Origin of the sequence: Streptomyces sp. NPDC101160, assembly GCF_044768205.1 — a bacterium.
In the GTDB taxonomy this organism is placed as follows: domain Bacteria; phylum Actinomycetota; class Actinomycetes; order Streptomycetales; family Streptomycetaceae; genus Streptomyces.
Genome location: NZ_JBIWPJ010000001.1, coordinates 568246 through 589903, shown reverse-complemented (window position 1 = coordinate 589903; position 21658 = coordinate 568246). Strand labels below are relative to the sequence as shown.

Sequence of the window (21658 nt, the reverse complement as noted above, 5' to 3'; positions counted from 1 at the left end):
GGAGGGGCCCTTCGTCAATCCGTCACTCGCAGATCACCTTGTCCCGCGGCGTGTAGTGGGTGCTGAACGTCTCCCGCTTCACCTCGGTGCCGCCGTTCTTGAAGACCCGGTCCACCTTGATGTCGAAGCCCTCCAGCGGGTCCTGCACCTCGCACTTCTCGCTCAGCTTGCCCCTGCGTTCGCCGGGCGGCGTGATGTTCGTGCGCGGGCCGGCCACCGCCTCCACCGAGTCGTACTTCTTGGTGCCGAGGAAGCTCACCGTCACCGACGAGTCCGTCGCGCTCGCCTTGATGTAGATCGGGTGCCCCGAGTCGTTGCGGAACTTCAGGTCCAGCGTGCCCCAGGCCACCGTCGCCTCCCGGCCGGCCGGGTAGCGCTCGATGTAGAAGGAGTGGGCGCCGTGCTCGATCGGCTCGACACCGGCGAAGAACAGCGCGTTGTAGACGGTCGTGGCCACCGACGAGACGCCGCCGCCCGGCGCCTTCTGGTACTGGCCGTCCATGATCATGGTGCCGTCGACGAAGCCGTTGGCCTCGGTGCGCTCGCCGACCGTGCGGTTGAAGCTCCACACCTCGCCCGGCTGGACGAGGGAGCCGTTGATCAGCTCGGCCGCGCGGCCGATGTTGACCGTACGGTACGGGGCCTTCGGGAAGTGCACCGTGAACGTCGACATCTGTTCCTTGATGCCGAGGTCCGCGAGGCTCTTCGCGGTGACCTTGGGCTCGGTCGCGGTGGTGGCGACCGGGGCGGTACGGGCCGCCGCGCCCTCCTTGGTGAGCAGCGGCTCCACGGCCTGCCCCAGTGCCTTCGCCGAGACCTGCCGGCCGGTGCGGCCGTCGCGCTCGACGACGACCTTGCCGTTCTGGACGCCGAGCCGGGCCTCGACGGGGCCGCCGGTGAAGGAGTGCAACGGGCCGGCCACGTCCGGGTCGCGGATCAGCGAGCGGGCGTCGAGCGAGGGCGTCAGCCGGCCGCCGTCGGCCGTCACCTTCAGGTGGTCGCCGAGCGTGGCCGCCGGGATGGACAGCCGACGGCCGTCCGAGGTGAGGGTGACCGGGCCGGACATGGCCGGGTTCGCGAAGTCCTTGACGAAGCGCGACACTTCGGCCGCCGACACCTTCGGCTGGGTCACGGAGACCGGCAGCGCGACGGTTGCCCGGCCGCTGGCGCCAGAGCCGCTGGTGCCCGAGTTGTTGGTGTCAGCGTCGTTGGTGCCGGGGTCGCCGGTGCCTGAAACGGCGGTGCCAGGGTCGCCCGTGCCCGAGCCGCTCGTGCCCGAGCCGCTCGCACCCGCGTACGCGGCACGGAGTGCGTCCACCGCCTTCGCGGTGTCCAGCTTCTGTCCGGTGCGCGGCTGCGTCACGACCGGCTTGCCGTCCTCGAAGGTGACGGCGCCCTCGCGGGCCGTGCGGTCGTTCCGCCCGGCGACGTCCGCGACCGCGGCGCGTGCCTTCGTACCGTCGAAGGCGACGACCGGTTCGATGTCCCGGCTGCTCGACGAGAAGAGCCGGCCGATCACCGTGATCGGGTCGCGGGACGGGTCGGCCGCGCGGTCGGCGGTGGCCTTCACGTCGACCGTGAGGCCGGCCGCCGCCGGGTCGACCGTCGTCGCGGAGTCACCGACGGTGACCCGGAGCGGGTCCTTCCAGGCGGCCGGGGCGGCGGCCGTCAGCCGGGCCGCGGCCTCGGCGCGGCTCAGGCCGCCGATGTCGATCCCGCTCACCCGGGTGCCGTCGGAGATGTCGTCCCCGGTGGCGACGAGGCCCGCCACGTACAGCCCGCCGGCGACGGCCGCGACCGCGCCGGTCGCGAGCGCCGCCTTCCGTATGTGGCCGCGGCGCCCGTTCGGGCCCGCGGCGGCGTGGTCGGTCGTGGAGCGGCGCACACACCCTCCCGGTGCGATGGAGAACAAGGGGGAAAGTCCAGTAGGCCCCTTTCAGGGCATTCCACGACCGTACGCCGAATGGGGCAAAGGGTCTATAAGATCCCTTTTCTTCCTGTGGTGAGACTGCTCTCATCCCCCGCGACCTAAGGTGGATCGGTGCCCACCCCTTCCACCGGCCCCCAGTCCGTCGACCGCGCGCTCGCCCTGCTCGACGCCGTCGCCGACGCCGGCCGACCCGTCGGAGCCAAGGCCCTGGCCCGCACCCTCGGCTGCGCTCTGTCGACCGTCTACCACCTCGCCGGACCGCTGATCGCCCGCGGGCACCTCGTCCGCACCCCCGAGGGGTACGCGCCCGGGCCGCGCGTCCCGGCCCTGCACCGCGCCTATCAGCGCCATCACGGCATCGCCGACGGACCCGTGGGCGCCGTCGCCGGGCTCCTCGCGCACCTGCGCCGCACCGCCGGCGCGGAGGCGTACTTCACCGCCTATAGCGGCGGCCGCATCACCGTCGTCGACACCACCGCGCCCGTCACCGACACCGCCCACCCCTTCGCCCCCGGACCCGAACCGCGCGCCCACGCCACCGCCCACGGCAAGGCGTTGCTCGCCGGGCTGTCCCGGGCGCAGCGCCGCCGCTACCTCGACGAGCACGGCATGGCCCGCTTCACCGACCGTACGATCACCAGCACCGAGCGCTTCGAGGCGGAGCTGGCCCGGGTGCGCGAGCGGGGCTTCGCGGTGTCGGTGGGGGAGGCGGACCCCGCGTACACCTGCTTCGCGACGGTGCTCCCGGAGTACGGCGGCGGTGACGATGTCGGCGGCGGCGGCCACGGCCACGGGGGCCATCGTGGGGATGGTGGCGACGGCCGCCGCGGCGACGCGGTCATGCTCGCGCTCTCCGTCTCGCTCCCCACCGCCGACTTCCGGCGCCGGCACGGCGAGGTCCGGGCGGCCCTCGCCCGCGCCGTGCCCCTCTTCGTGCCGCTGCTCGCCGGGACCGGGATTCCGGCCCTGCCGGAATCCTGAGCCGCTCGGCTGGCCAGGCTCAGCAGCCGCGCCCCACGATGGGCGCATGATCTTCATCGCCGTACGTTTCACCGCCCGCCCCGAGTACGCCGACACCTGGCTGGAGCGCGTCGCCGACTTCACCCGCGCCACCCGCGCGGAACCCGGCAACCTCTTCTTCGACTGGTCCCGCAGCGTCGACGACCCGAACCAGTACGTGCTCCTGGAGGGCTTCGCCGACGCCGAGGCCGGCGCCGCGCACGTCGCCTCCGACCACTTCAAGGCCGGCCTGGAGGCCATGTCCGGCCTCATCGCCGCCACCCCCGAGATCATCAATGTCGAGACCTCGCAGCAGGGTTGGGGACCGATGAGCGAGCTCACCGTCTGATCTCACCGCCCTGTTTCGGCCACCGCGTCCCTGTGGCATGATCACGCCGATCGGGCGCGGTGCCCGGGCAAGGGGGGACGCCCATGTCGTCGTACATCGCCATACCCGGCGCGGTCCTCGGCATCGCCCTGGCGATCTATGGCACTGCCGCCCTGCGCAGCGGCTGGATCCTGCCCTGGCTGCGCGGCCAGGTCGTCCGGCCGGCGCTGTACGGATCCAGCCAACTCCTCATGGGCGCCGCCCTGCTGACCCACGCCGGCAGCGCGCTGGCCGGCGACGCGGGTGTGCGCGCGACCGTCTCCCTGCTCGGCGCCGGCCTCCTGCTCGCCGGGGTCGGGCTGCTGTTCGCCTCCCAACTGGCGAGATCCCGCCGCTGACCCGCTCCGGGCCCTCCTGGGCCCGCCCCGGCCGGTTCCGGCCCCAGCCCGCCCAACCCCTCCCCCCGGCGGAGCCCTCCACCCCGCCCCCGGGCGGAGCCCCACCCCCACCCCCACCCCTGACCTGCGCCGTTCGGGTGCCTCCAGCAGGCGCGTCGGCGCGGCACGCGGTCGAATCGGGGCATGGCACCCTTCGACAGGCCCCCTACCGGCGGCGCCCCGCGAAGCATCGCCGCCGGTGACACGTGGTGGTACGCCGCCGTCGCCGGTGAGGCCGCCGGATCGTTCAGTGCCCGCATACGGATACGCATGCGGCGCCTCTGTCTCACCGCGACGCTCCTGCTGACCGTCGCCTACGCCGGGCTCGTGCTCACCGCGACCGGCCGGCGCTGGGGCGAGGCCGTGGTCGCCGGCCGGCTCGCCGATCCCGCCGTCGCCCGCGTCCTGCGCGAGCATCCCTCGCTCCAGTGGATCTCGACGACCACCCTGGTCCTCGCCGTGCTGCTGCTCGTCGGTATCGGCGTGCTGCGCAAGCGGTACGCGCTCACCGGCGCCGCCCTCGGCACCCTGGCCGCCGCACTGCTCGTCGCGGAACTCCTCCAGCGGTACGCGCCGGGCCCCCGGCTCGTCGCGGCGTCCGGCGCCACCCTGGAGAGCGGCTTCCCCAGCAGCGCCTCCGTGCTCGCCACCGGCACCGCCCTCGGCTTCCTGCTCGTCGTCCCGCACCGGCTGCGCGGCGTCGCCGTCGGCCTCGCCGCCCTGTGGGCCGCCGCCCTCGGCGCGTACACGATCGCCGCCGGGCACCACCGGCCCGGTGACGTCATCGCCGCCGACCTGCTCGCGCTCGCCGCCTACGCCGCGCTCACCGCGCTGCTCGCCCGCAGGGGCAAGGTGCGCCCCGCACGCCGGCGCGGCCTGCCGCCGAAGCGGTTCCTGGTCACCGTGCCGCTGGCGCTGCTCGCGTTCGGCGGGCTCGCCGTCGGCGCGTACCTGCTCGGCGACTGCCTGCCCGGCACCGGACCGCTCCCCGCCGAGCTGCCGCGGATCGCCCACCGCTGCGGCCAGGCCCTCGCGGCCGGCACCGGCGCCGCCGTCGCGCTCGCCCTGCTCGGACTGCTGCGTCACATCGATCTGGACCCGGGGCCCGCCCCGTACCGTCTCGCGGGGCTCGTTCCCGAAGATCAAGAGGACCCCTTTCCCGAGGAGCCCGATCACGAGATATCTTGATGTCGAGCAATCTTGCAGACGCAGACGCAGACGTGGAGCGGAGCACACCCGGTGACTGACTCGACCATCATCTACACGCACACTGACGAGGCGCCCGCCCTGGCGACCTACTCGTTCCTGCCCGTGATCAAGGCGTACGCCTCGACCGCCGGCGTCAACGTCGAGACGCGTGACATCTCCCTGGCCGGGCGCATCATCGCCTCCTTCCCCGAGCGTCTCGAGGAGGGCCAGCGCATCGCCGACGCCCTCGCCGAGCTGGGCGAGCTGGCGAAGACGCCCGAGGCCAACATCATCAAGCTGCCGAACATCTCGGCCTCGATCCCGCAGCTGAAGGCCGCGATCGCCGAGCTCCAGGCCCAGGGCTACGCGCTGCCGGACTACCCGGACGACCCGAAGACCGACGAGGACAAGGACGTCCGCGCCCGCTACGACAAGATCAAGGGCTCGGCCGTCAACCCGGTCCTGCGCGAGGGCAACTCCGACCGCCGCGCCCCCGGCGCCGTCAAGAACTACGCCAAGACCCACCCGCACCGCATGGGCGCCTGGACCCCCGAGTCCAAGACCAACGTCGCCACCATGGCCGAGGACGACTTCGCCTCCACCGAGAAGTCCGTCGTCATCGCCGAGGACACCACGCTCCGTTACGAGCACGTCGCCGCCGACGGCACCGTCACCGAGCTGCGCGCCCCGCTCAAGGTCATCGCCGGCGAGGTCGTCGACACCTCCGTGATGCGCGCCGCCGCCCTCAACACCTTCCTCGCCGAGCAGGTCGCCCGCGCCAAGGCCGAGGGCGTGCTGTTCTCCGTGCACCTCAAGGCCACCATGATGAAGGTCTCCGACCCGATCATCTTCGGCCACGTCGTGCGCGCCTTCTTCCCGAAGACCTTCGCCAAGTACGGCGAGGTCATCACCGGCGCCGGCCTCTCCCCGAACGACGGCCTCGGCGCCATCTTCAAGGGCCTGGAGACCATCCCGCACGGCCTCGGCGACGAGATCAAGGCGTCCTTCGACGCCGAGCTCGCCGACGGCCCGGCCCTCGCCATGGTCGACTCCGACAAGGGCATCACCAACCTGCACGTGCCGTCCGACGTCATCGTCGACGCCTCGATGCCGGCCATGATCCGCACCTCCGGCCACATGTGGGGCCCGGACGGCCAGGAGGCCGACACCCTCGCCGTCCTGCCGGACCACTCCTACTCCGGCGTCTACCAGGCCGTCATCGACGACTGCCGCGCCCACGGCGCCTTCGACCCGGCCACCATGGGCTCCGTCCCCAACGTCGGCCTCATGGCGCAGAAGGCCGAGGAGTACGGCTCCCACGACAAGACCTTCGAGATCGCCGCGGCCGGCACCGTCCGCGTCGTCGACGCCGCCGGCAACACGGTCCTGGAGCAGGAGGTCGCCGAGGGCGACATCTTCCGCTCCTGCCAGACCAAGGACCTCCCGATCCAGGACTGGGTCAAGCTCGCCGTCACCCGCGCCCGCGCCACCGGCGCCCCGGCCGTCTTCTGGCTGGACGAGAACCGCGCCCACGACGCCCAGCTGATCGCCAAGGTCAACACGTACCTCGCGGAGCACGACACCGAGGGCCTGGAGATCAAGATCCTGTCCCCGGTCGAGGCCACCAAGTTCTCCCTGGAGCGCATCCGCCGCGGCGAGGACACCATCTCGGTCACCGGCAACGTCCTGCGCGACTACCTGACCGACCTCTTCCCGATCCTGGAGCTCGGCACCAGCGCCAAGATGCTCTCGATCGTCCCGCTGATGGCGGGCGGCGGCCTCTTCGAGACGGGCGCCGGCGGCTCCGCCCCGAAGCACGTCCAGCAGCTGGTCAAGGAGAACTACCTGCGCTGGGACTCGCTCGGCGAGTTCTTCGCGCTGGCCGCCTCCTTCGAGCACCTGGCCACCACCACGGGCAACGCCCGCGCCCAGGTCCTCGCCGACACGCTGGACCGCGCCACCGGCACCTTCCTCAACGAGGACAAGTCGCCGACCCGTCGCCTCGGCGGCATCGACAACCGCGGCAGCCACTTCTACCTGGCCCTCTACTGGGCCCAGGAGCTGGCGCGGCAGACCGAGGACGCGGAGCTCGCCAAGGCGTTCGCCCCGCTCGCCGAGGCGCTCGGCGCCAACGAGCAGAAGATCGTCGACGAGCTGAACGCCGTCCAGGGCTCCCCGGCCGACATCGGCGGCTACTACCAGCCCGACCCGGCCAAGGCCGCGGCCGTGATGCGCCCGTCCGCCACCTTCAACGAGGCCCTCGCGACCCTCGCCTGAAGCGTGAGCCGAGCCGCGGTGACGTTCAGATGACACCGCGGTGACGCCCGACCGCCCCGGCCGGACAGCTTCCGGCCGGGGCGGTCGTGTCGGTGGCGCATCCGGCGTACCGGTGTGAGTCTGGATGGATGAGTTGGGCATCATGGACGACCGCCGGTGTCTACACCGGGCGTGGCGGGGTGCTGACCGACGAGGTCGGTGTGCTCACGGGCGATCTGACCGTGCACACCACCTACATCGACGGCGAGGCACGCGTGGCCGTGCAGTACAGCGGCGCATCCGACTGGTTCACCATGTCGGGAAGTCCGGTCCCCTGCGGATCGGAGGAGGCGAGCCGGGACCTGCACGACCTGGTGGTCGCGGCCGTGCGGGCAGGGGGTCAGGCCACCGTCCCGACCATGCCGCACCTGTCGGGGTAGCGCGCCCCGGCCGGACGGCGGGACGGTGAAAAGTGTTGTCGTGACCGCTCCCGGCGGTCTCCTGACCGGCGGGCCGCACCGGCGGCCGGCGCAGTGGGAGACCAGGGGAGAGTCGGGACATGAACAGCGTCGAGGACCGCACCGCCATGCTCGTCGAGGCGGCGCGGGCGGGTGACGCACGGGCCGGTGACGAGCTCGTACGGGCGTTCCTGCCGCTCGTCTACAACATCGTCGGCCGCGCCCTGGACGGCCACGCCGACGTCGACGACATCGTCCAGGAGACGATGGTCCGCGCCCTCGACGGCCTGCCCGGCCTGCGCGACCCGGCCCGCTTCCGGGCCTGGCTGGTGGCCATCGCCATGAACCGGATACGGCACCGCTGGCGGGAACGCCAGCAGGCACCGCTGCCCGGCCTCCACCACGCCGAGGCCCTCGCCGACCCGGCCGGCGACTTCACCGGCCTCGCCATCCTGCGCCTCGGCCTCACCGGCCAGCGCCGCGAGGTCGCCGAGGCCACCCGCTGGCTCGACGAGGACGACCGCGAGCTGCTCTCCCTGTGGTGGCTGGAGGCGGCCGGCGACATCGGCCGCGCCGAACTGGCCGCCGCCCTCGACCTCCCGCCCCGGCACGCCGCCGTCCGCGTCCAGCGGATGAAGGAGCGCCTGGAGACCGGCCGCGCCGTGGTGCGCGCCCTCGCCGCCGTGCCGCCCTGCCCCGCACTCGCCGAGACCACCGCGGCCTGGGACGGCCGCCCCTCCCCGCTCTGGCGCAAGCGCCTCGCCCGCCACCTCGACGGCTGCCGCCACTGCGCCCCCGCCCGCAGCGGCCTCGCCCCGGCCGAGGGCCTGCTCGTCGGCCTCGCCCTGGTGCCCCCGCTGGTGGCCTGGGCGGGTCGGGGCGCCCTGACCGACCTCACCGACCTCACCGACCTCACCGACTTCACAGTGAACACGGCGCAGACGGTGGACGCGGCAGACACGGCGGAGATGGCGGACGCGGCGGACGCGGTGCCGTACGAGGTGTCGCCGACGCCTGCGAAGACCGGGGGCGGTGCACGGCGCGGGCTGCTCGTCGGGGCCGGAGTGATCGCACTGCTCGGCGCCGCGGTGCTCCTCGTGCCGGGGCCCGGGCCGGGGGAACGCGGCGCGCGGCGGGCCGCGGCCGCACCGGGCCCTGCCGTCACCACGCCGACCGCACCCGCGCCGAGCCGCACCGTGCCCGTGCCGGCGCCCCGGCCGTCCACCACCGCGCCGCCCACGCCGAGCCCCAGCCGGACACGGGCGCCCGAGCCAAGCCCCGAGGAGCGGGTGAACCGGCTGGTCAACCGGCATCGGGCGGCGGCAGGCTGCGGCCCGCTGCACGTCGACCCCAAGCTCTCCGCGGTCGCCGCCGCGTACGGCAGGGAGATGGTCCGGCGCGGCTTCTACGGGCACGAAGGACCCGGCGGTTCGGATCCGGGCGGCCGGATGACGGCCGGCGGCTACACCTGGAGCGCCTGGGCCGAGAACCTGGCCCGCGGCCAGGCCGACCCCACGACGGTGGTGGCGGACTGGATGGCCGACCCGCCCCACCGCGCCAACCTGCTCGACTGCCGGTTCCGGGACACCGGCGTCGCCGCGGTGCCCGGCCCCGACGGCACGGTCTGGGTCCAGGACCTCGCCACGCCGCTGCGCTGACCGGGCCCGGCTGCCAGTCAACGGTCATCCGGCACCAACCACCGGTCGCCGGTCGCCGGTCGCCGGTCGCCGGTCAGCGGCCGGTGGCGAAGTCCTGGACCCACCACGGGCCGTTGTCGGCCAGGTTGACGCCCACGCCGATGTCCTTGAACGCACAGTTGAGGATGTTCTTGCGGTGCCCCTCGCTGTTCATCCAGTCGTCCACCACCTGCGCCGGTGTGTGCGGACCGCGGTGGATGTTCTCGCCCCAGGAATCCCAGTCGTAGTGGGCGGCGGTGATCCGCTGGCCCGCGTTCCGCCCGTCCGGGCTGTCGTGGGCGTAGTAGCCGCGCTCCGCCATGTCGTCCGCGTGCTCCTGGGCCGCCTCCCGCAGCTTGGGGTCGGCGTGCAGCGGCTCGCAACCGGCCTTCTCCCGCTCGCGGTTGGCCAGGATGACCACCTGGGAGACGTACTGCGCGGCGGTCCCGGCAGCCGCCGCTTCCGGCGCGGACACCCAGGCGACGACGGGCCGGACGACCGACACCTGGGGAGCCGAGGAGAGCGGCGGTGCCGGGGCCGCGCCCGCGTCCGCCGGGGACCCGAGCGTCATCACGTACACGCCGGTCGCCACGGTCACCGCCGCCGCCAGCGTTCCGGCCGTCGCCACCGTCGTACGGAACGACGGGCGGCGCAGTCCCGTCCGCCGCCGGTGCCGGCCGCGCCCGGTTCGCCCGGCCCGCATCCGGGGGAGGGACGTGTCGTCGGGTTCGTACGCGTCGTGCCGCATGAAGCTCCGTTCCCGGTATCGGATCCCGGTATCAGAGGGATCGGACTGATCGGAGTGATCAGACGGCGATATCACTTTCCTGCTCCGGCGGACCCGACACCGTTCGTCAACCGCAAGCGTCAATCCCGCGCCTCAAACTCGCACGTCAGACCCGGGCGTCAGGCCCGCACGTCAGAGCCGGGCGTCAGGCCTCCTCGTGCGGCACGACGGCGACCGGGCACGGCGCCAGGTGCAGTGCCGCGTGCGCCACCGAGCCGATCCGCTGCCCGAGCGCCCCGCGCCGCGCCCGCCGCCCCACCACGAGCAGCCGGGCGGACCCGGACTGGGAGAGCAGCACCTGCCCGGCGCTGCCCAGCTCCACGTGCTCGGTCACCGGTACGTCAGGGAACCGCTCCCGCCACGGCGTCAGGGCCTCGCGCAGTGCCTTCTCCTCGTACGGTACGAGCCCGCCGGCCTCGTCGGCGAGCGCGAGCGAACCCGGGCTGTACGCGATCAGCGGCGGCAGGCTCCAGGCCCGTACCGCCCGCACCGAGGCCCCGTGCGCCGCCGCCGTCTCGAAGGCGAGCTTGAGCACGGGCGCGCTGTCCTCGGGGCTGCCTTCCTGGCCCACCACGATCTCCCCGGGCGCTTCCCCCTCGGTGACCGTCTCGCCGTCGCGGGAGCGGACGGCGACCACCGGCACCGGGGAGGCGGCGATGATCTGCTGCCCGTACGAGCCGAGCAGGAAGCCGGTGAGCGCGCCGTGGCCGCGGGAGCCGATCACGAGCAGCTCGGCCTCACCGACCGTGCCGAGCAGCGCGGCCACCGGCGTGTCGCCGATGACCTGGGCGGACAGCGGCAGCCCGGGGTGGCGCTCCGCGACGGCCGTCTCGGCTCCGCGCAGCACCTCGCGCGCCACCCGCTGCTGCGCGGTCGGGTCCTGATCGAGGGGCAGGGCGAGAGGTTCCCAGCGCCAGGCGTGCACCAGACGCAGCGGCAGACCCCGGTGCGCCGCCTCACGGGCGGCCCAGTCCGCCGCGGCGAGACTCTCCGGGGAACCGTCCACTCCCGCGACGATCTCACGACTCATCAGGCTGCCTCCGTCGGCTCGGTGTCGGGCCCGCCGGGCTGCGGACCCGCATGTCTCCAGCTTGGGCCCATCGGCCGAGGCAAGGGAGGGCCGGAGGTCCCGACGTGCCGAGCCGTCCGGCCCCCATCCGCACGCGCGCGCCCGCCGGTTACGCCAACAGGGTGAGCCGGGCGTGGGTGCCGTGCAGGTAGTGGTCGCCGATGTCGCGCAGCCGGTGGTCCGGGGAGACCGGGGCGGTGAGCGCGCGGACGTTGCGCCAGAAGCGGTCGAAGCCGGGACCGGTGGGCCCGCTGCCGTGCGGGTCGGCGCCGGTCGCCTGCCGGAGCGCCTGGTCGACGAGTTCCAGGACGCGGGTGGTGATGTCCATGGCCGCGCGGTTGGCGACCGTCTCGGCCGCCGCGACCAGGACGGCGATGTCGGCCCGCTCCTCGACGTCGAGCTCCCGCTCGGCGAGCAGCCCGTGCGCGAAGGCGTCGGTGGCCCGTTCCACCACCGCGGCGGCGGTGTGCGCGGCCGTGGCCAGCTCCCCGTACGCGAGCAGGAGGTACGGGTCGTCCGCGGGCCCCGGCTCGACGGATCCGCCCGCTCGCGCGGCAGCGGCGGGCACCGGTCCGGCCTGGGTGGCGCGGCTGATGTCCCGCGCCTCCGCGAGGGCGCCCTCGGCGACGCCGAGCGCGACGTGCACCAGGAGCAGCCGCAGGGCGAGCGGCGCGAGCGTGGAGTACGGCGCGACGGCGTGCTCGTCGTGGGGGAGCGCGCCGAGCACGTCGGCGGCTTCGACCGGCACCCGGTCGAAGGTGACGGTGCCGGCCCCGGCGAGGCGCTGGCCCACCCGTTCGGCGTACGGCTCCGTGAACACGGCCGGGTGCGCCGGGTCCACCAGGACGAGCAGCAGGTCCCCCGTCTCCGTACACCGCGCCCCGACGACGAGCCGGTCGGCGACCGTCACCCCGGAGGCGAACGAGCGCCGCCCGTCGAGGACATAGGCGCCGCCGCCGGCGGGGGTCAGGTCGAGCCCGGCGGGAACGGGTTCGACGGCCCCGGCGAGCAGCCAGCCCTCGTCGACGGTGCGGGCGAGGAGGTCCGGGGAGACGGGTCCTGCGGCGGAGCGGGAGCCGGAGCCGGGTGCGGGGCCCGAGCCGAGGAAGCGCGAGGTCCAGGACAGGACGCAATGGTGGGCGAGGAGTTCGCCTATCGAGCCGTCCGCCGCCGAGATCTCCCTGACCACCCCGCACGCGGTGTGCCACTCCGCGCCGCGCCCGCTGGGCCCCGGCGCGGTGAGCAGGGCCGGCAGGCCCGCCTCCTGGAGCCGGGCCACCTCGTCGAACGGCGCCTTGCCGGCCCGGTCGCGGGCGAGCGCGTCGACGGCGAGGTCGTCGGCCAGCTCGCGGGTGACACGGGGCCAGATGGCGTCGTCGCCGGGGCGGTCGAGCGGCGCGGAGGCGGTTCGTCGCATGGACTTCTTCGGCGTTCTCACGTCACCTCACCGGATCCCTTGTATTCCCACTGGATTAGTAGGGATAGTGGCAGAGGGACGTCGCGACCCCCAAGAGCCGTCCGTATCGCGGACATCGGAGTCCCGGATTGTGGACGGAGTCGTCACGAACTGGGGGTTTCCGGGGACTTGGCGATCCGGGGTCGTCGGGGGTGGTCCGGGGTCCGCGGGCGTACCGGAGGTGGTCCGGGGGTGGTTCAGGGACGGGCCAGGGCCGGTCAGGGGTTGGTCGGGGACGGGCCAGGGCCGGTCAGGGGTTGGTCGGGGACGGCCCAGGGCCGGGTCAGGGGTTGGTCCAGGCGTCCGGGGCCTCCGCGAGCGCGACGACCTCCGGCGGCAGCTTGGCCGCGGCGATGTCGGCCAGCGAGACGCCTTCGAGCACCTGGCGGACGTTCGCCCGCAGCGCGACCCACAGGGGCAGCAGCGACTCGGCCGGACCGGTGTACGACAGCTCCGGCGGCCGCACCCCGCGCACCGACACCAGCGGCCCCTCCACGCACCGGATCACATCGGCGACCGAGATCTCCGCGGCCGGCTTGGCCAGCCAGTAGCCGCCGTTGCCGCCGCGCTGGCTCTGCACCAGACCGCCCTTGCGCATGTCGCCGAGAATGCCCTCGAGGAACTTGTGCGAGATCCCCTGGTTCTCGGCGATGGCCTCGGCCTTCACCGGCCCCGCGTCCTGGGCCGCGGCGAGCTGGAGCGCGGCGCGCACCGCGTAGTCGGCCCTGGCTGAAATGCGCATACGCGCATTATGCCTAGCCGAGCCGTTCCGCACCCTTGACGAGTGCCGCGACCGCTCCCACACTCGGAGACGGGAATCCGAGCGAACAGGTAGGAAATCATGAGCGCCAGGCCCGCACCGGACACGGCAACTGCCGTCCGGCCGCCGCGACCCCTGGCCCTGACCTCCCGCCGTCACATCGATCTGCTGCGAGTCTGCGCCCAGGCCTAGAGAGCCCCCGCGCCCTGTCCCTCCCCGCCGCTGTCCGGCACCCCCTTCCCGTACCTCTGCTGCCTCCCGGTGCGCGCCGACGCCCTGCGACGTCGTGCGCCCGCGACCCAGCACCGAGCACCCTGGGAGAACCATGTCCGTCGTCCCCGTCATCACCGCCACCCCCGACTTCCGGGGCCGCATCGGCCGCGACATGCGCAGCGGCCACTACCCCGTGCCGCACCGCTACCGGCTTCATCTCGCCGCCGCCGACCCCGACTGTCTGGGCGTCGCCGTGACCCACGCGCTGCTCGGCCTCGACGAGGTGCTCCCCCTCACCGTGCTGCCCGCGCGCCCCGACACGGCCGACGGCGGTTACGCCGTGCTGCGGCCCCTGTACGAGGCCAGCGCGCATCTCTACACTGGCCCGGCGGCCGCGCCCGTGCTCAGCGACGGCTGGACCGGGCGGATCGTCTCCACCCACGTGCCCGACATCCTGCGCGACCTCGCCCTGCGCTTCCGCGGCGAAGGCCGCCCCGAGCTGCTGCCCGAGGACCGGCAGGACGAGATCCGGGCCGTGGCCGACCTGTGCGAGCACAGCGTGCAGGCCGCGGCCCAGCGCGCCGGCGAACTCGGCCTCGACGACACGGCGGCCCACCGCGACCCGCTCACCGTGCTGTTCGCGGCGCTCGGCTCACTCGAACGGCGCCTCGCCCGCCACCCGTACGTCCTCGGCGACACCCCGACCGCCGCCGACGTCACCGTCTGGGTCACGCTCGTGCAGCTCGACACCGTGCACCGCTGGCACCTCGACGCCGCCGCCATGGAACGGGTCGCCGGACACGCCGCCCTGTGGGCGTACGCGGGACGGCTCGCCGCCCGGCCGGAGTTCGGACGGCACCTCGACGTGGAGGGACTGCTCGCCCGCCACCGGGCGCACTGCCGGGGACAGGAGGCGGCGGGGGCCGCGATGCGGATCGTGGACTGGGGCGCAGCGCGGGGCTGAGCGGGACCGGCACGGGGGCCGGAACGGCATCGGGACGGGGGCCGGGACGGGGACTGGAACGGGATCGGGACGGGGGCCGGGACGGGGACTGAACGGGATCGGGACGGGGCCTGAAAGGGCCGGGCCCGGCCGCCATCCGGTCGGCCCGGCCGGTCAGCCGAAGCGGCGGCCGGCCATGGGTTCGGTGGCGTCGCCGCCGCCCGTGCGGGCGCCGCGCAGAAAGGCCTCCAGGGCCTCGACCGAGGTCCTGGACGGCTCCCAGCCCAGCTCGTGCCGCGCCCGGTCGGTGGCGAGCAGCGGCAGCCGCAGCACCGCGTCGAAGAGATCCGGTGAGGCGGGCAGCAGGCGCATCCGCCAGGCCGCCGAAAGGGCGCCGCGGACCGCCGAGTTCGGCACCTTCACCGGTCGCGCGCCGAGCATGTCGGCGAGCACCTCGACGTCGACGACCGGCTCGGCCGCCAGGTTGAACGGGCCACGCACGTCCCGCAGCAGCGCCCGCCGATAGGCGTCGGCGGCGTCGTCGGTGTGCAGGGCCTGGAAGCTCAGGCCGGACAGCTCCGGCACGAGCGGAACGAACTCCGGCCGGAACAGCTGCCCGGGGAACCACCGCCCGGCGAAGATCCGCCGCTGCTCGCTCGCCGACTCCTCCTTGAACAGGAAGCAGGGCCGCATCCGCACCACCCGCGTCTGCGGATGATCGCGCTCGAAGGTGTCCAGGACCCGCTCCAGATAGGCCTTCTCCCGGGTGTACGCGGCGCCCGGCCAGCCGTGCGTCGGCCACCCCTCCGACACCGGCGCGCCTCCTTCGGGGCCGGGGGAGTAGGCGCCGACCGAGGAGGCGCACACCAGGACCGGGACGCGCGCGGCGGCGACCGCGTCGAAGACCCGTACCGAGCCGAGCACATTGGCCCGCCACGTCTCCACCGGATCGTGCGTCGGCTGGAAGCGCCACGCCAGATGGACCACCGCGTCCGCGTCCGCCACGTACTGGGCGAGCCGCGGCGCGTCGCCCTCCCGCGACAGGTCCACCTCCGCCCACTCGGTCCGCTCCAGCGCCAGCTGGGGCCGGCGGCGGGCCAGGCCGAGGACGGACGCGACCCGTGGCTCCCGTTCCAGGGCCCGCATCAGACTCGTCCCGACGTTCCCGGTGGCGCCGGTGACCACCACGCGCAGTCGCTCGCTCGGGCTCATGTCTCGACCTTCCGCCATCGCGGGCGCCCGCGCATGCGGGGGAACCCGCCGGAGCGGTACCGGTGACACATCGTGACGCCATGGGTCGCGCGCGTGAGCGGCTGACCCCACGATGGACGGGCCGGGGACCAGTGGGCCGTACGGCCGCATCAGCGCACGGCCGCACGCCCGCGTGACCGCGTCACCGCACGACCGCACGACCGCGTGACCGTGCGGCCCTCAGAAGGACCGGAGGACCGGATGCTGCTCCCGGACAGAACCACGATCGACCGCCTGCTGCGCACCTTCCGAGCCCAGGAGCGGGTGGTCCTGACCACGCCCTACGACCTGGCCGCCCGGCGGCGGTTCGAGGACACCGCGTACACGCTGTGCGTCCTGATGGGAGAGCGCAGCGCACGCCAGGCGGTGCACGCCGCCGAGCGCTACGTGGCGCAGACCGCGCCCGGCTTCGGCGTGTGCGGTTCGACGAGCGTGAGCGGGGTAAGCGCCGACTAGCTCGAACGGCCACGGGTGGGAGGTGCCGGCGATGGACGGATCGGGTTCACGGCTCTCGCCGCGCGAGCGGCGGATCCTCGACGAGATCGAACAAGACCTGGCCACGGACGCCTCCTTCGCCCGGGCCCTCGGCACCAGCAGGCTGCGGATCCGGTTCCGCGGCGTCCGGCTCATGGGCCCCGCCGCGGTCGTCTTCGGTGCGGCGGCGGTCGTCCTCTTCGCGGCGGCCGTCGCCACCGGCATCCCGGTGCTCATGTGGGGCTTCGCCGTCGTCTGGGTGCTCACACTGGTGTGCCTGCTGCGGCTGCTGCTCCGCTGGTCGCGCAGTCATCTGACCGGTGACGAACGCCCCCGCCCCGAGGAGAAGGACCTCACCTGAGCGGCACACCACAAGCGGGCCGGGCGGTCCGTCAGGGGCGTGAGAAGCGGTCCCGTACGGCATCGATACAGGTGTCCCGGGAGGTCGGCCCGCCGAAACGGAGCCGGTCGTAGGGCGCGAAGCCGGGTTCCAGCGCGTCCAGCTCGTCGACCAGGGCATGCAGCGCGGCCGACCACAGCGGGGACTCCGGCCGCGGCGAACGGACGGCGTCCGTGATCGCGGCCGTCAGTTCGTCCTTGCGCATGATGGTGTCCGGCGCGACGCGGTGCAGACACACGTACTGCCCGCTCCGATACGCCTCCCACTCGGCGGCGCCCACCACCGGATCCGCCCAGTGCGCCGTGAACCAGTCGCGCAGCCGCTCCGGACCGCCCGCCGCGTCGGCGAGCGCGAACAGATCGTGCGGGACCATCTGCGCGCCGTCGGAGCGCAGATACCCGGGCAGCGGCAGCAGCCCTGCCAGCATGTGCCGCCGCGTCCGCGCCGCGTCCCTGCCGAGTGCGGCGCACAGCGTCTCCAGGGGCGTGAACTGCGCGCTCACGTACGCGTCGTCCTCGGCCGTCATCGGATGCTCGCCGTTCACCTCGCGAAACCGCCGCGCGACCTGCGCCGCGTACGCCCCCTCCGCCGCCCCCTCCGTCGTCCTGTCCGTCGTCCTGTCCGCCGTCCAGTCCGTCCTGTTGTCCGTCGTGCTGTCCGTGCTCATCGCCCGTTCCTCCCGGCAGGCCGCCCCGGCAGCTCCCGGGCGGCGTCCGGACGACGGTAGGCGCGCCGCGGTTCGGCCACCGCCGAACGGTGCGAGCCCGGTCCCCGTCCGTCAGTTGCCGCGGGCGCCGAAGCGGCGCCACAGCCACAGGGAGAGCGCGGCGCCGAGCGCCGAACCCACCAGGGCGAGTGGCAGTCCCGAGGCACCGCCGGACGGGGCGGCGTCCTTGGCGGCGCCGTGGCCGCCGGCCGCCGCGGCCTGCACGCCGGCACCGGTCCCGGGGCCCGCCTTCGCCTGGGCCTTCGCCTGGTCCTGGGTCTGCGCCCGGGACTGGGACTGGGCCTGGGCCTGCACCGACTCCGGCGAGGGCGCGGTTCCGGGAGCCTTGCGCAGGTCCTTCGTGGGCTTCAGGGAGCCGACCGGCTGCACCCGGCCCCACGCGTCGAAGCCCCAGTCGAGCAGCTCCCGCGCCTCCTCGTACACGGAGAACCCGCCGCCGCCCTGCGGGTTCATCACCGACACCACCAGGGTCCGCCCGCCGCGCCGGGCGGCGGCGACCAGGGTGTTGCCCGCGTTGCTCGTGTAGCCGTTCTTCACGCCGATGAGCCCGGGGTAGCGCGCCACCCCGTCCGCGCCCGTGAGCAGCCGGTTGGTGTTGACGATGCCGTACGACCATCCGCCGGCCGGGAAGTCCGCGTACGCGGTCGAGCAGTAGCGGGTGAACTGCGGGTCCTGGAGCCCCGCCCGCCCGAACACCGCCAGGTCGTACGCGGAGGACACCTGACCCGGGGCGTCGTAGCCGTCCGGCGAGACCACCCGGGTGTCGCGGGCGCCGAGCGAGCGGGCCTTCTCCTGCATCTGCTTCGTCATCGACTCCCAGCCGCCGTTCAGGGCGGCGAGCACGTGCACGGCGTCGTTGCCCGAGCTGAGGAAGACCCCGTTCCACAGGTCCGACACCTTGTAGGTGAAGCCCTCCTTCACACCCACCATGCTGCTGCCCTCGCCGATGCCCTCCAGCTCCTCGTCGCGGACGGTGTGGCGCTCGTCCGGCGCGTGGTGCGGCAGCGCCGTCAGCGCGAACAGCGTCTTCAGCGTGCTGGCCGGCGGCAGCGGCCGGTGCGCGTTGCGCGCCGCGAGCACCTCGCCCGTGCCCGCGTCGGCCACCAGCCAGGACAGCGCGGAGACGGACGGCAGCTCCGGGGCGCCGCGCAGCGGCTGCACCTGCGTGCCGGAGCGGTCGAGCCGGGCGGGATCGACGAAGGAGCGCGCGGGCGGGGTGGGCTCCGCGACGGCGGCGGCCGAGGCCGCCGGGACCGGCAGGGCGAGCAGCAACGCCGCGGCACCGGCGGCGGCATGGCGGAGAGCTGGCATGACGATCATTCAGCCACCGTAGGAACGCCGCCCGCGCCCCGCAGATCGGACTGCGCCGACCGGCGTAGGAGGCCGCCGCCCGACGGGTCGGCGCCGGGCCTCGATCCGGTCGCCGGCGGGTCGGCGCCGACGGACCATCGGGTTCCCACAGGTCACCACCGGATCGCCGCCGCGTCGGTGTCGGGGCCGGCGGCTCGCCCGCGGGTCGACATCATGGCGCCGGGGCGGCGCGGGGCGGCGCGGGGCGGCGCGGGGCGGCGCGGGGCAGGGCAGGGCGGCGCGCCGAAGCGGCGCCAGAGGCCGCCGGCGCGCCGGGAGCCCGGCGAGCCCGCCCTCCGCGTCGCACGGCCGGTCCCCGTCCTCCGGCAGGCAAGCGACCCGGCCTGCCCCGGCCTTCCGGGCGGCAGGGCATCCTGGTGACGTGTCCTCACTCCCGAACCAGAGCAGGCCCGTTGCCCCGACGGGTGCCCCGCCGCCGTCCGACCACATGATCGTCTGCGGCGACGACGTCCTCGCCCACCGGCTCTCGGCCGAACTCAACGAGATGTACGGGGAGCGGGTCACCCTGCTCGTCCCGCCGCCCGGCGAGCGGTCCGGGCGGGCCGACCGGGCCGGGCGCCCCGCCCCGCGCACCGGCCGGGCCATGGCGCTCTTCGGACGGGTCACGGCCGCCGTCACCCGCACCACCGGGACCGGGACCGGTGGCGGGGTCGGGGCCGTGGAGGACCGGCCGGCTGTCCGGGTCGTCGAGACTGCCGAGGTCGACGACGCCGTGCTGCTCGACGCGGGCGTCGAGCGGGCCGCAGCGCTGGCCCTCGTCCACGAGGACGACGAGCGCAACATCCGTACCGCGCTCACCGCGCGCCGGCTCAACCCGCGCCTCCGGCTGGTCATCCGGCTCTACAACCGCCGCCTCGGCCAGCACCTGGCCACCCTCCTCGACCAGGCCGCGGCCGTCGTCGAACCGGGCCTCGACCCCGGAAAGCTGGACGCCGCCACGACCGTGCTCTCCGACGCGGACACCGCCGCGCCCGCGCTCGCGGCCACCGCCGTCTCCGGCAGCAAGAAGGTCATCCAGGCGGGCGGTCTGCTGCTGCACGCCGTGGACCGCACCCCGCCCGCGCCGGGCGAGGTCGCCGACCCGGGCCTGTGCCCGCTCGCCCTGCTCTCCGCGACCGCCGGCGACCCGGCCGGCTGCGAGGGCTCCGAGCGCAGCGGCGACCAGCGGCCGCGGCTGCTGCCCGGCGACGCCGAGGTGGCCGCCGCGCCCGGGCGGGGCGTCGTCGCGCTCGAGACGGTCCGGTACGAGGGCCCGGCGCAGACCCCCGGCTGGCTCAGCGCCTCCGCGCTGCCCGTCGGCTCGCTGTTCTCGCGGCGGCTGCGCTGGTCGCTCGCCGGGGTCGCGGCCGCCGTCGTCGCCCTCGCGCTGGCGTCCACCCTCACCACCGGCGACCATCCGCTGCACGCGGCCTATCTGATCCTGCTCGACATCTTCGCCATCGGCGACCCGGCCGTCGGCGAGCCGACCAGCCGTCAGGTGCTGCAGATCCTCGCCGGATTCGTCGGACTGCTCCTGCTGCCCGTGGTGATCGCCGCGCTCCTGGAGGCCTTCGGCACCTTCCGCAGCGCGACCACGCTGCGCCGCCCGCCGCGCGGACTCTCCGGGCACGTCGTGCTCCTCGGCCTCGGGAAGGTCGGCACCCGCGTCCTCGCCCGGCTGCGCCGCATGAACATCCCCGTGGTCTGCGTCGAGGCCGACCCCGAGGCGCGCGGGCTCGCGCTCGCCCGGCGGCTGCGGGTGCCGACCGTCATCGGCGACGTCACGGAGGAGGGCGTCCTGGAGGCCGCCCGCATCCACCGCGCCCGCGCCCTGCTCGCCCTCACCAGCGTCGACATCACCAACCTGGAGGCCGCGCTGCACGCCCGCTCGCTCAGCCCCGAGCTGCGGGTCGCCCTGCGCCTGTACGACGACGACTTCGCCACCGCCGTCTACCGCACCCTGCGCACCGCCTACCCGCACGCCGTCACCCGCAGCCGCAGCGTCTCGCACCTGGCGGCGCCCGCCTTCGCCGGGTCGATGATCGGCCGCCAGATCCTCGGCGCGATCCCCGTCGAACGCCGGGTGCTCCTCTTCGCCGCCCTCGACGTCGCCGACCATCCCCTCCTGAACGGCCGCACGGTCGCGGAGGCGTTCCGCCCGGGTGCCTGGCGCGTCATCGCCCGCGGGGGCGCCGGCGTCCCGCACGACCGCTCCGGCTACGTCCCGGCCTGGGAGCTCCCGGCCGGCACGGTCCTCGGCGCCGGCGACCGCGTCGTCCTCGCCACCACCCGCCGCGGTCTCGCCGAACTTCACGGCCGCCACCCGAGGCGGGCGTCGGAGGGCGAGCCCACCGAGCCGACGGGGGAGACGGTCGGCTGAGCGGCGGACCGCAGCTGCCGCGGCACGCCAGGCCACCGTCCGCAGGGCGGCGGCCCGGTCTCGACGCGGCCCGTGCGACGGACCGCCGCAGGGTGATGGACCGCCTCAGGGCGGCCGGTGGCCGCCGCCCTCGGCATGGCCCGTGCGACGGACCGCCTCAGGGCGACAGACCGTCTCAGGCCGGTGGCCGCCGCCCTCGGCATGGCCCGTGCGACTGACCCCCTCAGGGCGACGGACCGCCTCAGGGCGGTGGCCGCCGCCCTCGGCGACCCGAGCTCACGGCGACCCCCTCACCCGGCCCTCCCCCGTTCTGGTGCGGGGGAGGCCCGCAGGGAGGCGACCAGGCCGAGCAGTCGTGCCTCGTTCCCGGAAAGCCCCGCTTCTCGCAGCGCCGCGTCGGCCTCCGCCATCGGATGGGTGAGCATCGCCGCCGCGTACGGCTCGAGGCGCGGGTCGGAGAGCACGGCCTGGGTGGATTCGAGCAGTCGCAGATAGGCCTGGGCGGCGGCGCGCTCGCGGCCGGTGACGGTCGTCATGTCGGGCTCCCTGTCGGTTCGTTCGAGACTGACGCCTTCC

The 21658-nt window shown here is 74.6% G+C and carries 20 protein-coding genes; 11 read left to right on the top strand and 9 right to left on the bottom strand.

Annotated features, from left to right (window positions below; translation table 11 throughout):
• Positions 1-22: 22 nt before the first annotated feature.
• Positions 23-1885: a VanW family protein gene (locus ACIRSU_RS02635; RefSeq protein ID WP_403788428.1), complete on the bottom strand. Its 1863-nt coding sequence runs from the start codon at positions 1883-1885 to the stop codon at positions 23-25.
• Between the two features lie 156 nt (positions 1886-2041).
• On the opposite strand from ACIRSU_RS02635, the gene ACIRSU_RS02630 reads away from it, so the two are divergent.
• The 7 genes from ACIRSU_RS02630 (at position 2042) to ACIRSU_RS02600 (ending at position 9254) form a co-directional block, all read left to right on the top strand.
• Positions 2042-2911, top strand: coding sequence for an IclR family transcriptional regulator (locus ACIRSU_RS02630; protein ID WP_403788426.1), 870 nt, complete (start codon positions 2042-2044; stop codon positions 2909-2911).
• 46 nt (positions 2912-2957) lie between these two features.
• Positions 2958-3278 (top strand): putative quinol monooxygenase, encoded by a 321-nt coding sequence (locus ACIRSU_RS02625; protein WP_403788424.1) that lies wholly within the window; start codon positions 2958-2960, stop codon positions 3276-3278.
• Positions 3279-3361: 83 nt separating this feature from the next.
• The gene (locus ACIRSU_RS02620) at positions 3362-3655 is read left to right on the top strand and encodes a hypothetical protein (RefSeq protein ID WP_403788422.1); all 294 of its coding nucleotides are present in this window, start codon (positions 3362-3364) and stop codon (positions 3653-3655) included.
• A gap of 183 nt (positions 3656-3838) precedes the next feature.
• Positions 3839-4882, top strand: a complete 1044-nt coding sequence (locus ACIRSU_RS02615; protein ID WP_403788420.1) for a phosphoesterase — start codon at positions 3839-3841, stop codon at positions 4880-4882.
• A 51-nt stretch (positions 4883-4933) separates the two neighbouring features.
• Positions 4934-7159, top strand: a complete 2226-nt coding sequence (locus ACIRSU_RS02610) for an NADP-dependent isocitrate dehydrogenase (RefSeq protein WP_403788418.1) — start codon at positions 4934-4936, stop codon at positions 7157-7159.
• A gap of 128 nt (positions 7160-7287) precedes the next feature.
• Positions 7288-7578: a hypothetical protein gene (locus tag ACIRSU_RS02605; protein ID WP_403788416.1), complete on the top strand. Its 291-nt coding sequence runs from the start codon at positions 7288-7290 to the stop codon at positions 7576-7578.
• A gap of 119 nt (positions 7579-7697) precedes the next feature.
• Complete coding sequence (locus tag ACIRSU_RS02600; RefSeq protein ID WP_403788414.1) at positions 7698-9254, top strand: sigma-70 family RNA polymerase sigma factor; 1557 nt, start codon at positions 7698-7700, stop codon at positions 9252-9254.
• A gap of 73 nt (positions 9255-9327) precedes the next feature.
• On the opposite strand, the gene ACIRSU_RS02595 is transcribed toward ACIRSU_RS02600, so the two are convergent.
• The 4 genes from ACIRSU_RS02595 to ACIRSU_RS02580 form a co-directional block, all read right to left on the bottom strand.
• The gene (locus ACIRSU_RS02595) at positions 9328-10020 is read right to left on the bottom strand and encodes a CAP domain-containing protein (RefSeq protein WP_403788412.1); all 693 of its coding nucleotides are present in this window, start codon (positions 10018-10020) and stop codon (positions 9328-9330) included.
• Between the two features lie 184 nt (positions 10021-10204).
• The gene (locus ACIRSU_RS02590; RefSeq protein WP_403788410.1) at positions 10205-11089 is read right to left on the bottom strand and encodes a universal stress protein; all 885 of its coding nucleotides are present in this window, start codon (positions 11087-11089) and stop codon (positions 10205-10207) included.
• 148 nt (positions 11090-11237) lie between these two features.
• The gene (locus tag ACIRSU_RS02585) at positions 11238-12545 is read right to left on the bottom strand and encodes an acyl-CoA dehydrogenase (RefSeq protein WP_403788408.1); all 1308 of its coding nucleotides are present in this window, start codon (positions 12543-12545) and stop codon (positions 11238-11240) included.
• A gap of 322 nt (positions 12546-12867) precedes the next feature.
• Positions 12868-13326, bottom strand: a complete 459-nt coding sequence (locus tag ACIRSU_RS02580; RefSeq protein WP_403788406.1) for an RrF2 family transcriptional regulator — start codon at positions 13324-13326, stop codon at positions 12868-12870.
• A gap of 343 nt (positions 13327-13669) precedes the next feature.
• Between ACIRSU_RS02580 and ACIRSU_RS02575 the strand changes: the two genes are divergently transcribed.
• Positions 13670-14521, top strand: a complete 852-nt coding sequence (locus ACIRSU_RS02575; RefSeq protein ID WP_403788404.1) for a glutathione S-transferase C-terminal domain-containing protein — start codon at positions 13670-13672, stop codon at positions 14519-14521.
• A gap of 153 nt (positions 14522-14674) precedes the next feature.
• Here the strand turns inward: ACIRSU_RS02575 and ACIRSU_RS02570 are convergent, their stop codons facing one another.
• Positions 14675-15712, bottom strand: coding sequence for an NAD-dependent epimerase/dehydratase family protein (locus tag ACIRSU_RS02570; RefSeq protein WP_403788402.1), 1038 nt, complete (start codon positions 15710-15712; stop codon positions 14675-14677).
• 240 nt (positions 15713-15952) lie between these two features.
• Between ACIRSU_RS02570 and ACIRSU_RS02565 the strand changes: the two genes are divergently transcribed.
• Both ACIRSU_RS02565 and ACIRSU_RS02560 read left to right on the top strand, forming a co-directional pair.
• The gene (locus tag ACIRSU_RS02565; RefSeq protein ID WP_403788400.1) at positions 15953-16207 is read left to right on the top strand and encodes a DUF5133 domain-containing protein; all 255 of its coding nucleotides are present in this window, start codon (positions 15953-15955) and stop codon (positions 16205-16207) included.
• A gap of 31 nt (positions 16208-16238) precedes the next feature.
• A complete protein-coding gene (locus tag ACIRSU_RS02560; protein ID WP_403788398.1) occupies positions 16239-16586 on the top strand; it encodes a DUF3040 domain-containing protein in 348 nt (115 codons plus the stop codon).
• A 31-nt stretch (positions 16587-16617) separates the two neighbouring features.
• On the opposite strand, the gene ACIRSU_RS02555 is transcribed toward ACIRSU_RS02560, so the two are convergent.
• Positions 16618-17292, bottom strand: a complete 675-nt coding sequence (locus ACIRSU_RS02555) for a DUF6058 family natural product biosynthesis protein (protein WP_403788396.1) — start codon at positions 17290-17292, stop codon at positions 16618-16620.
• A gap of 111 nt (positions 17293-17403) precedes the next feature.
• The gene (locus ACIRSU_RS02550) at positions 17404-18672 is read right to left on the bottom strand and encodes a D-alanyl-D-alanine carboxypeptidase family protein (RefSeq protein WP_403788394.1); all 1269 of its coding nucleotides are present in this window, start codon (positions 18670-18672) and stop codon (positions 17404-17406) included.
• A 478-nt stretch (positions 18673-19150) separates the two neighbouring features.
• On the opposite strand from ACIRSU_RS02550, the gene ACIRSU_RS02545 reads away from it, so the two are divergent.
• The gene (locus ACIRSU_RS02545; RefSeq protein ID WP_403789378.1) at positions 19151-21082 is read left to right on the top strand and encodes an NAD-binding protein; all 1932 of its coding nucleotides are present in this window, start codon (positions 19151-19153) and stop codon (positions 21080-21082) included.
• A 290-nt stretch (positions 21083-21372) separates the two neighbouring features.
• Here ACIRSU_RS02545 and ACIRSU_RS02540 read toward each other — a convergent pair whose 3' ends face one another.
• On the bottom strand, positions 21373-21618 hold the full coding sequence (locus ACIRSU_RS02540) for a hypothetical protein (protein WP_403788392.1): 246 nt from the start codon (positions 21616-21618) through the stop codon (positions 21373-21375).
• Between the last annotated feature and the right edge of the window lie 40 nt (positions 21619-21658).

Excerpts from the sequence above, each read along its gene's own strand:
- ACIRSU_RS02625 (WP_403788424.1), top strand. The coding sequence starts at position 2,958 with ATGATCTTCATCGCCGTACGTTTCACCGCCCGCCCCGAGTACGCCGAC.
- ACIRSU_RS02620 (WP_403788422.1), top strand. The coding sequence starts at position 3,362 with ATGTCGTCGTACATCGCCATACCCGGCGCGGTCCTCGGCATCGCCCTG.
- ACIRSU_RS02615 (WP_403788420.1), top strand. The coding sequence starts at position 3,839 with ATGGCACCCTTCGACAGGCCCCCTACCGGCGGCGCCCCGCGAAGCATC.
- ACIRSU_RS02605 (WP_403788416.1), top strand. The coding sequence starts at position 7,288 with ATGAGTTGGGCATCATGGACGACCGCCGGTGTCTACACCGGGCGTGGC.
- ACIRSU_RS02600 (WP_403788414.1), top strand. The coding sequence starts at position 7,698 with ATGAACAGCGTCGAGGACCGCACCGCCATGCTCGTCGAGGCGGCGCGG.
- ACIRSU_RS02595 (WP_403788412.1), bottom strand. The coding sequence starts at position 10,020 with ATGCGGCACGACGCGTACGAACCCGACGACACGTCCCTCCCCCGGATG.
- ACIRSU_RS02590 (WP_403788410.1), bottom strand. The coding sequence starts at position 11,089 with ATGAGTCGTGAGATCGTCGCGGGAGTGGACGGTTCCCCGGAGAGTCTC.
- ACIRSU_RS02585 (WP_403788408.1), bottom strand. The coding sequence starts at position 12,545 with ATGCGACGAACCGCCTCCGCGCCGCTCGACCGCCCCGGCGACGACGCC.
- ACIRSU_RS02580 (WP_403788406.1), bottom strand. The coding sequence starts at position 13,326 with ATGCGCATTTCAGCCAGGGCCGACTACGCGGTGCGCGCCGCGCTCCAG.
- ACIRSU_RS02575 (WP_403788404.1), top strand. The coding sequence starts at position 13,670 with ATGTCCGTCGTCCCCGTCATCACCGCCACCCCCGACTTCCGGGGCCGC.
- ACIRSU_RS02570 (WP_403788402.1), bottom strand. The coding sequence starts at position 15,712 with ATGAGCCCGAGCGAGCGACTGCGCGTGGTGGTCACCGGCGCCACCGGG.
- ACIRSU_RS02565 (WP_403788400.1), top strand. The coding sequence starts at position 15,953 with ATGCTGCTCCCGGACAGAACCACGATCGACCGCCTGCTGCGCACCTTC.
- ACIRSU_RS02560 (WP_403788398.1), top strand. The coding sequence starts at position 16,239 with ATGGACGGATCGGGTTCACGGCTCTCGCCGCGCGAGCGGCGGATCCTC.
- ACIRSU_RS02555 (WP_403788396.1), bottom strand. The coding sequence starts at position 17,292 with ATGAGCACGGACAGCACGACGGACAACAGGACGGACTGGACGGCGGAC.
- ACIRSU_RS02550 (WP_403788394.1), bottom strand. The coding sequence starts at position 18,672 with ATGATCGTCATGCCAGCTCTCCGCCATGCCGCCGCCGGTGCCGCGGCG.
- ACIRSU_RS02545 (WP_403789378.1), top strand. The coding sequence starts at position 19,151 with ATGATCGTCTGCGGCGACGACGTCCTCGCCCACCGGCTCTCGGCCGAA.
- ACIRSU_RS02540 (WP_403788392.1), bottom strand. The coding sequence starts at position 21,618 with ATGACGACCGTCACCGGCCGCGAGCGCGCCGCCGCCCAGGCCTATCTG.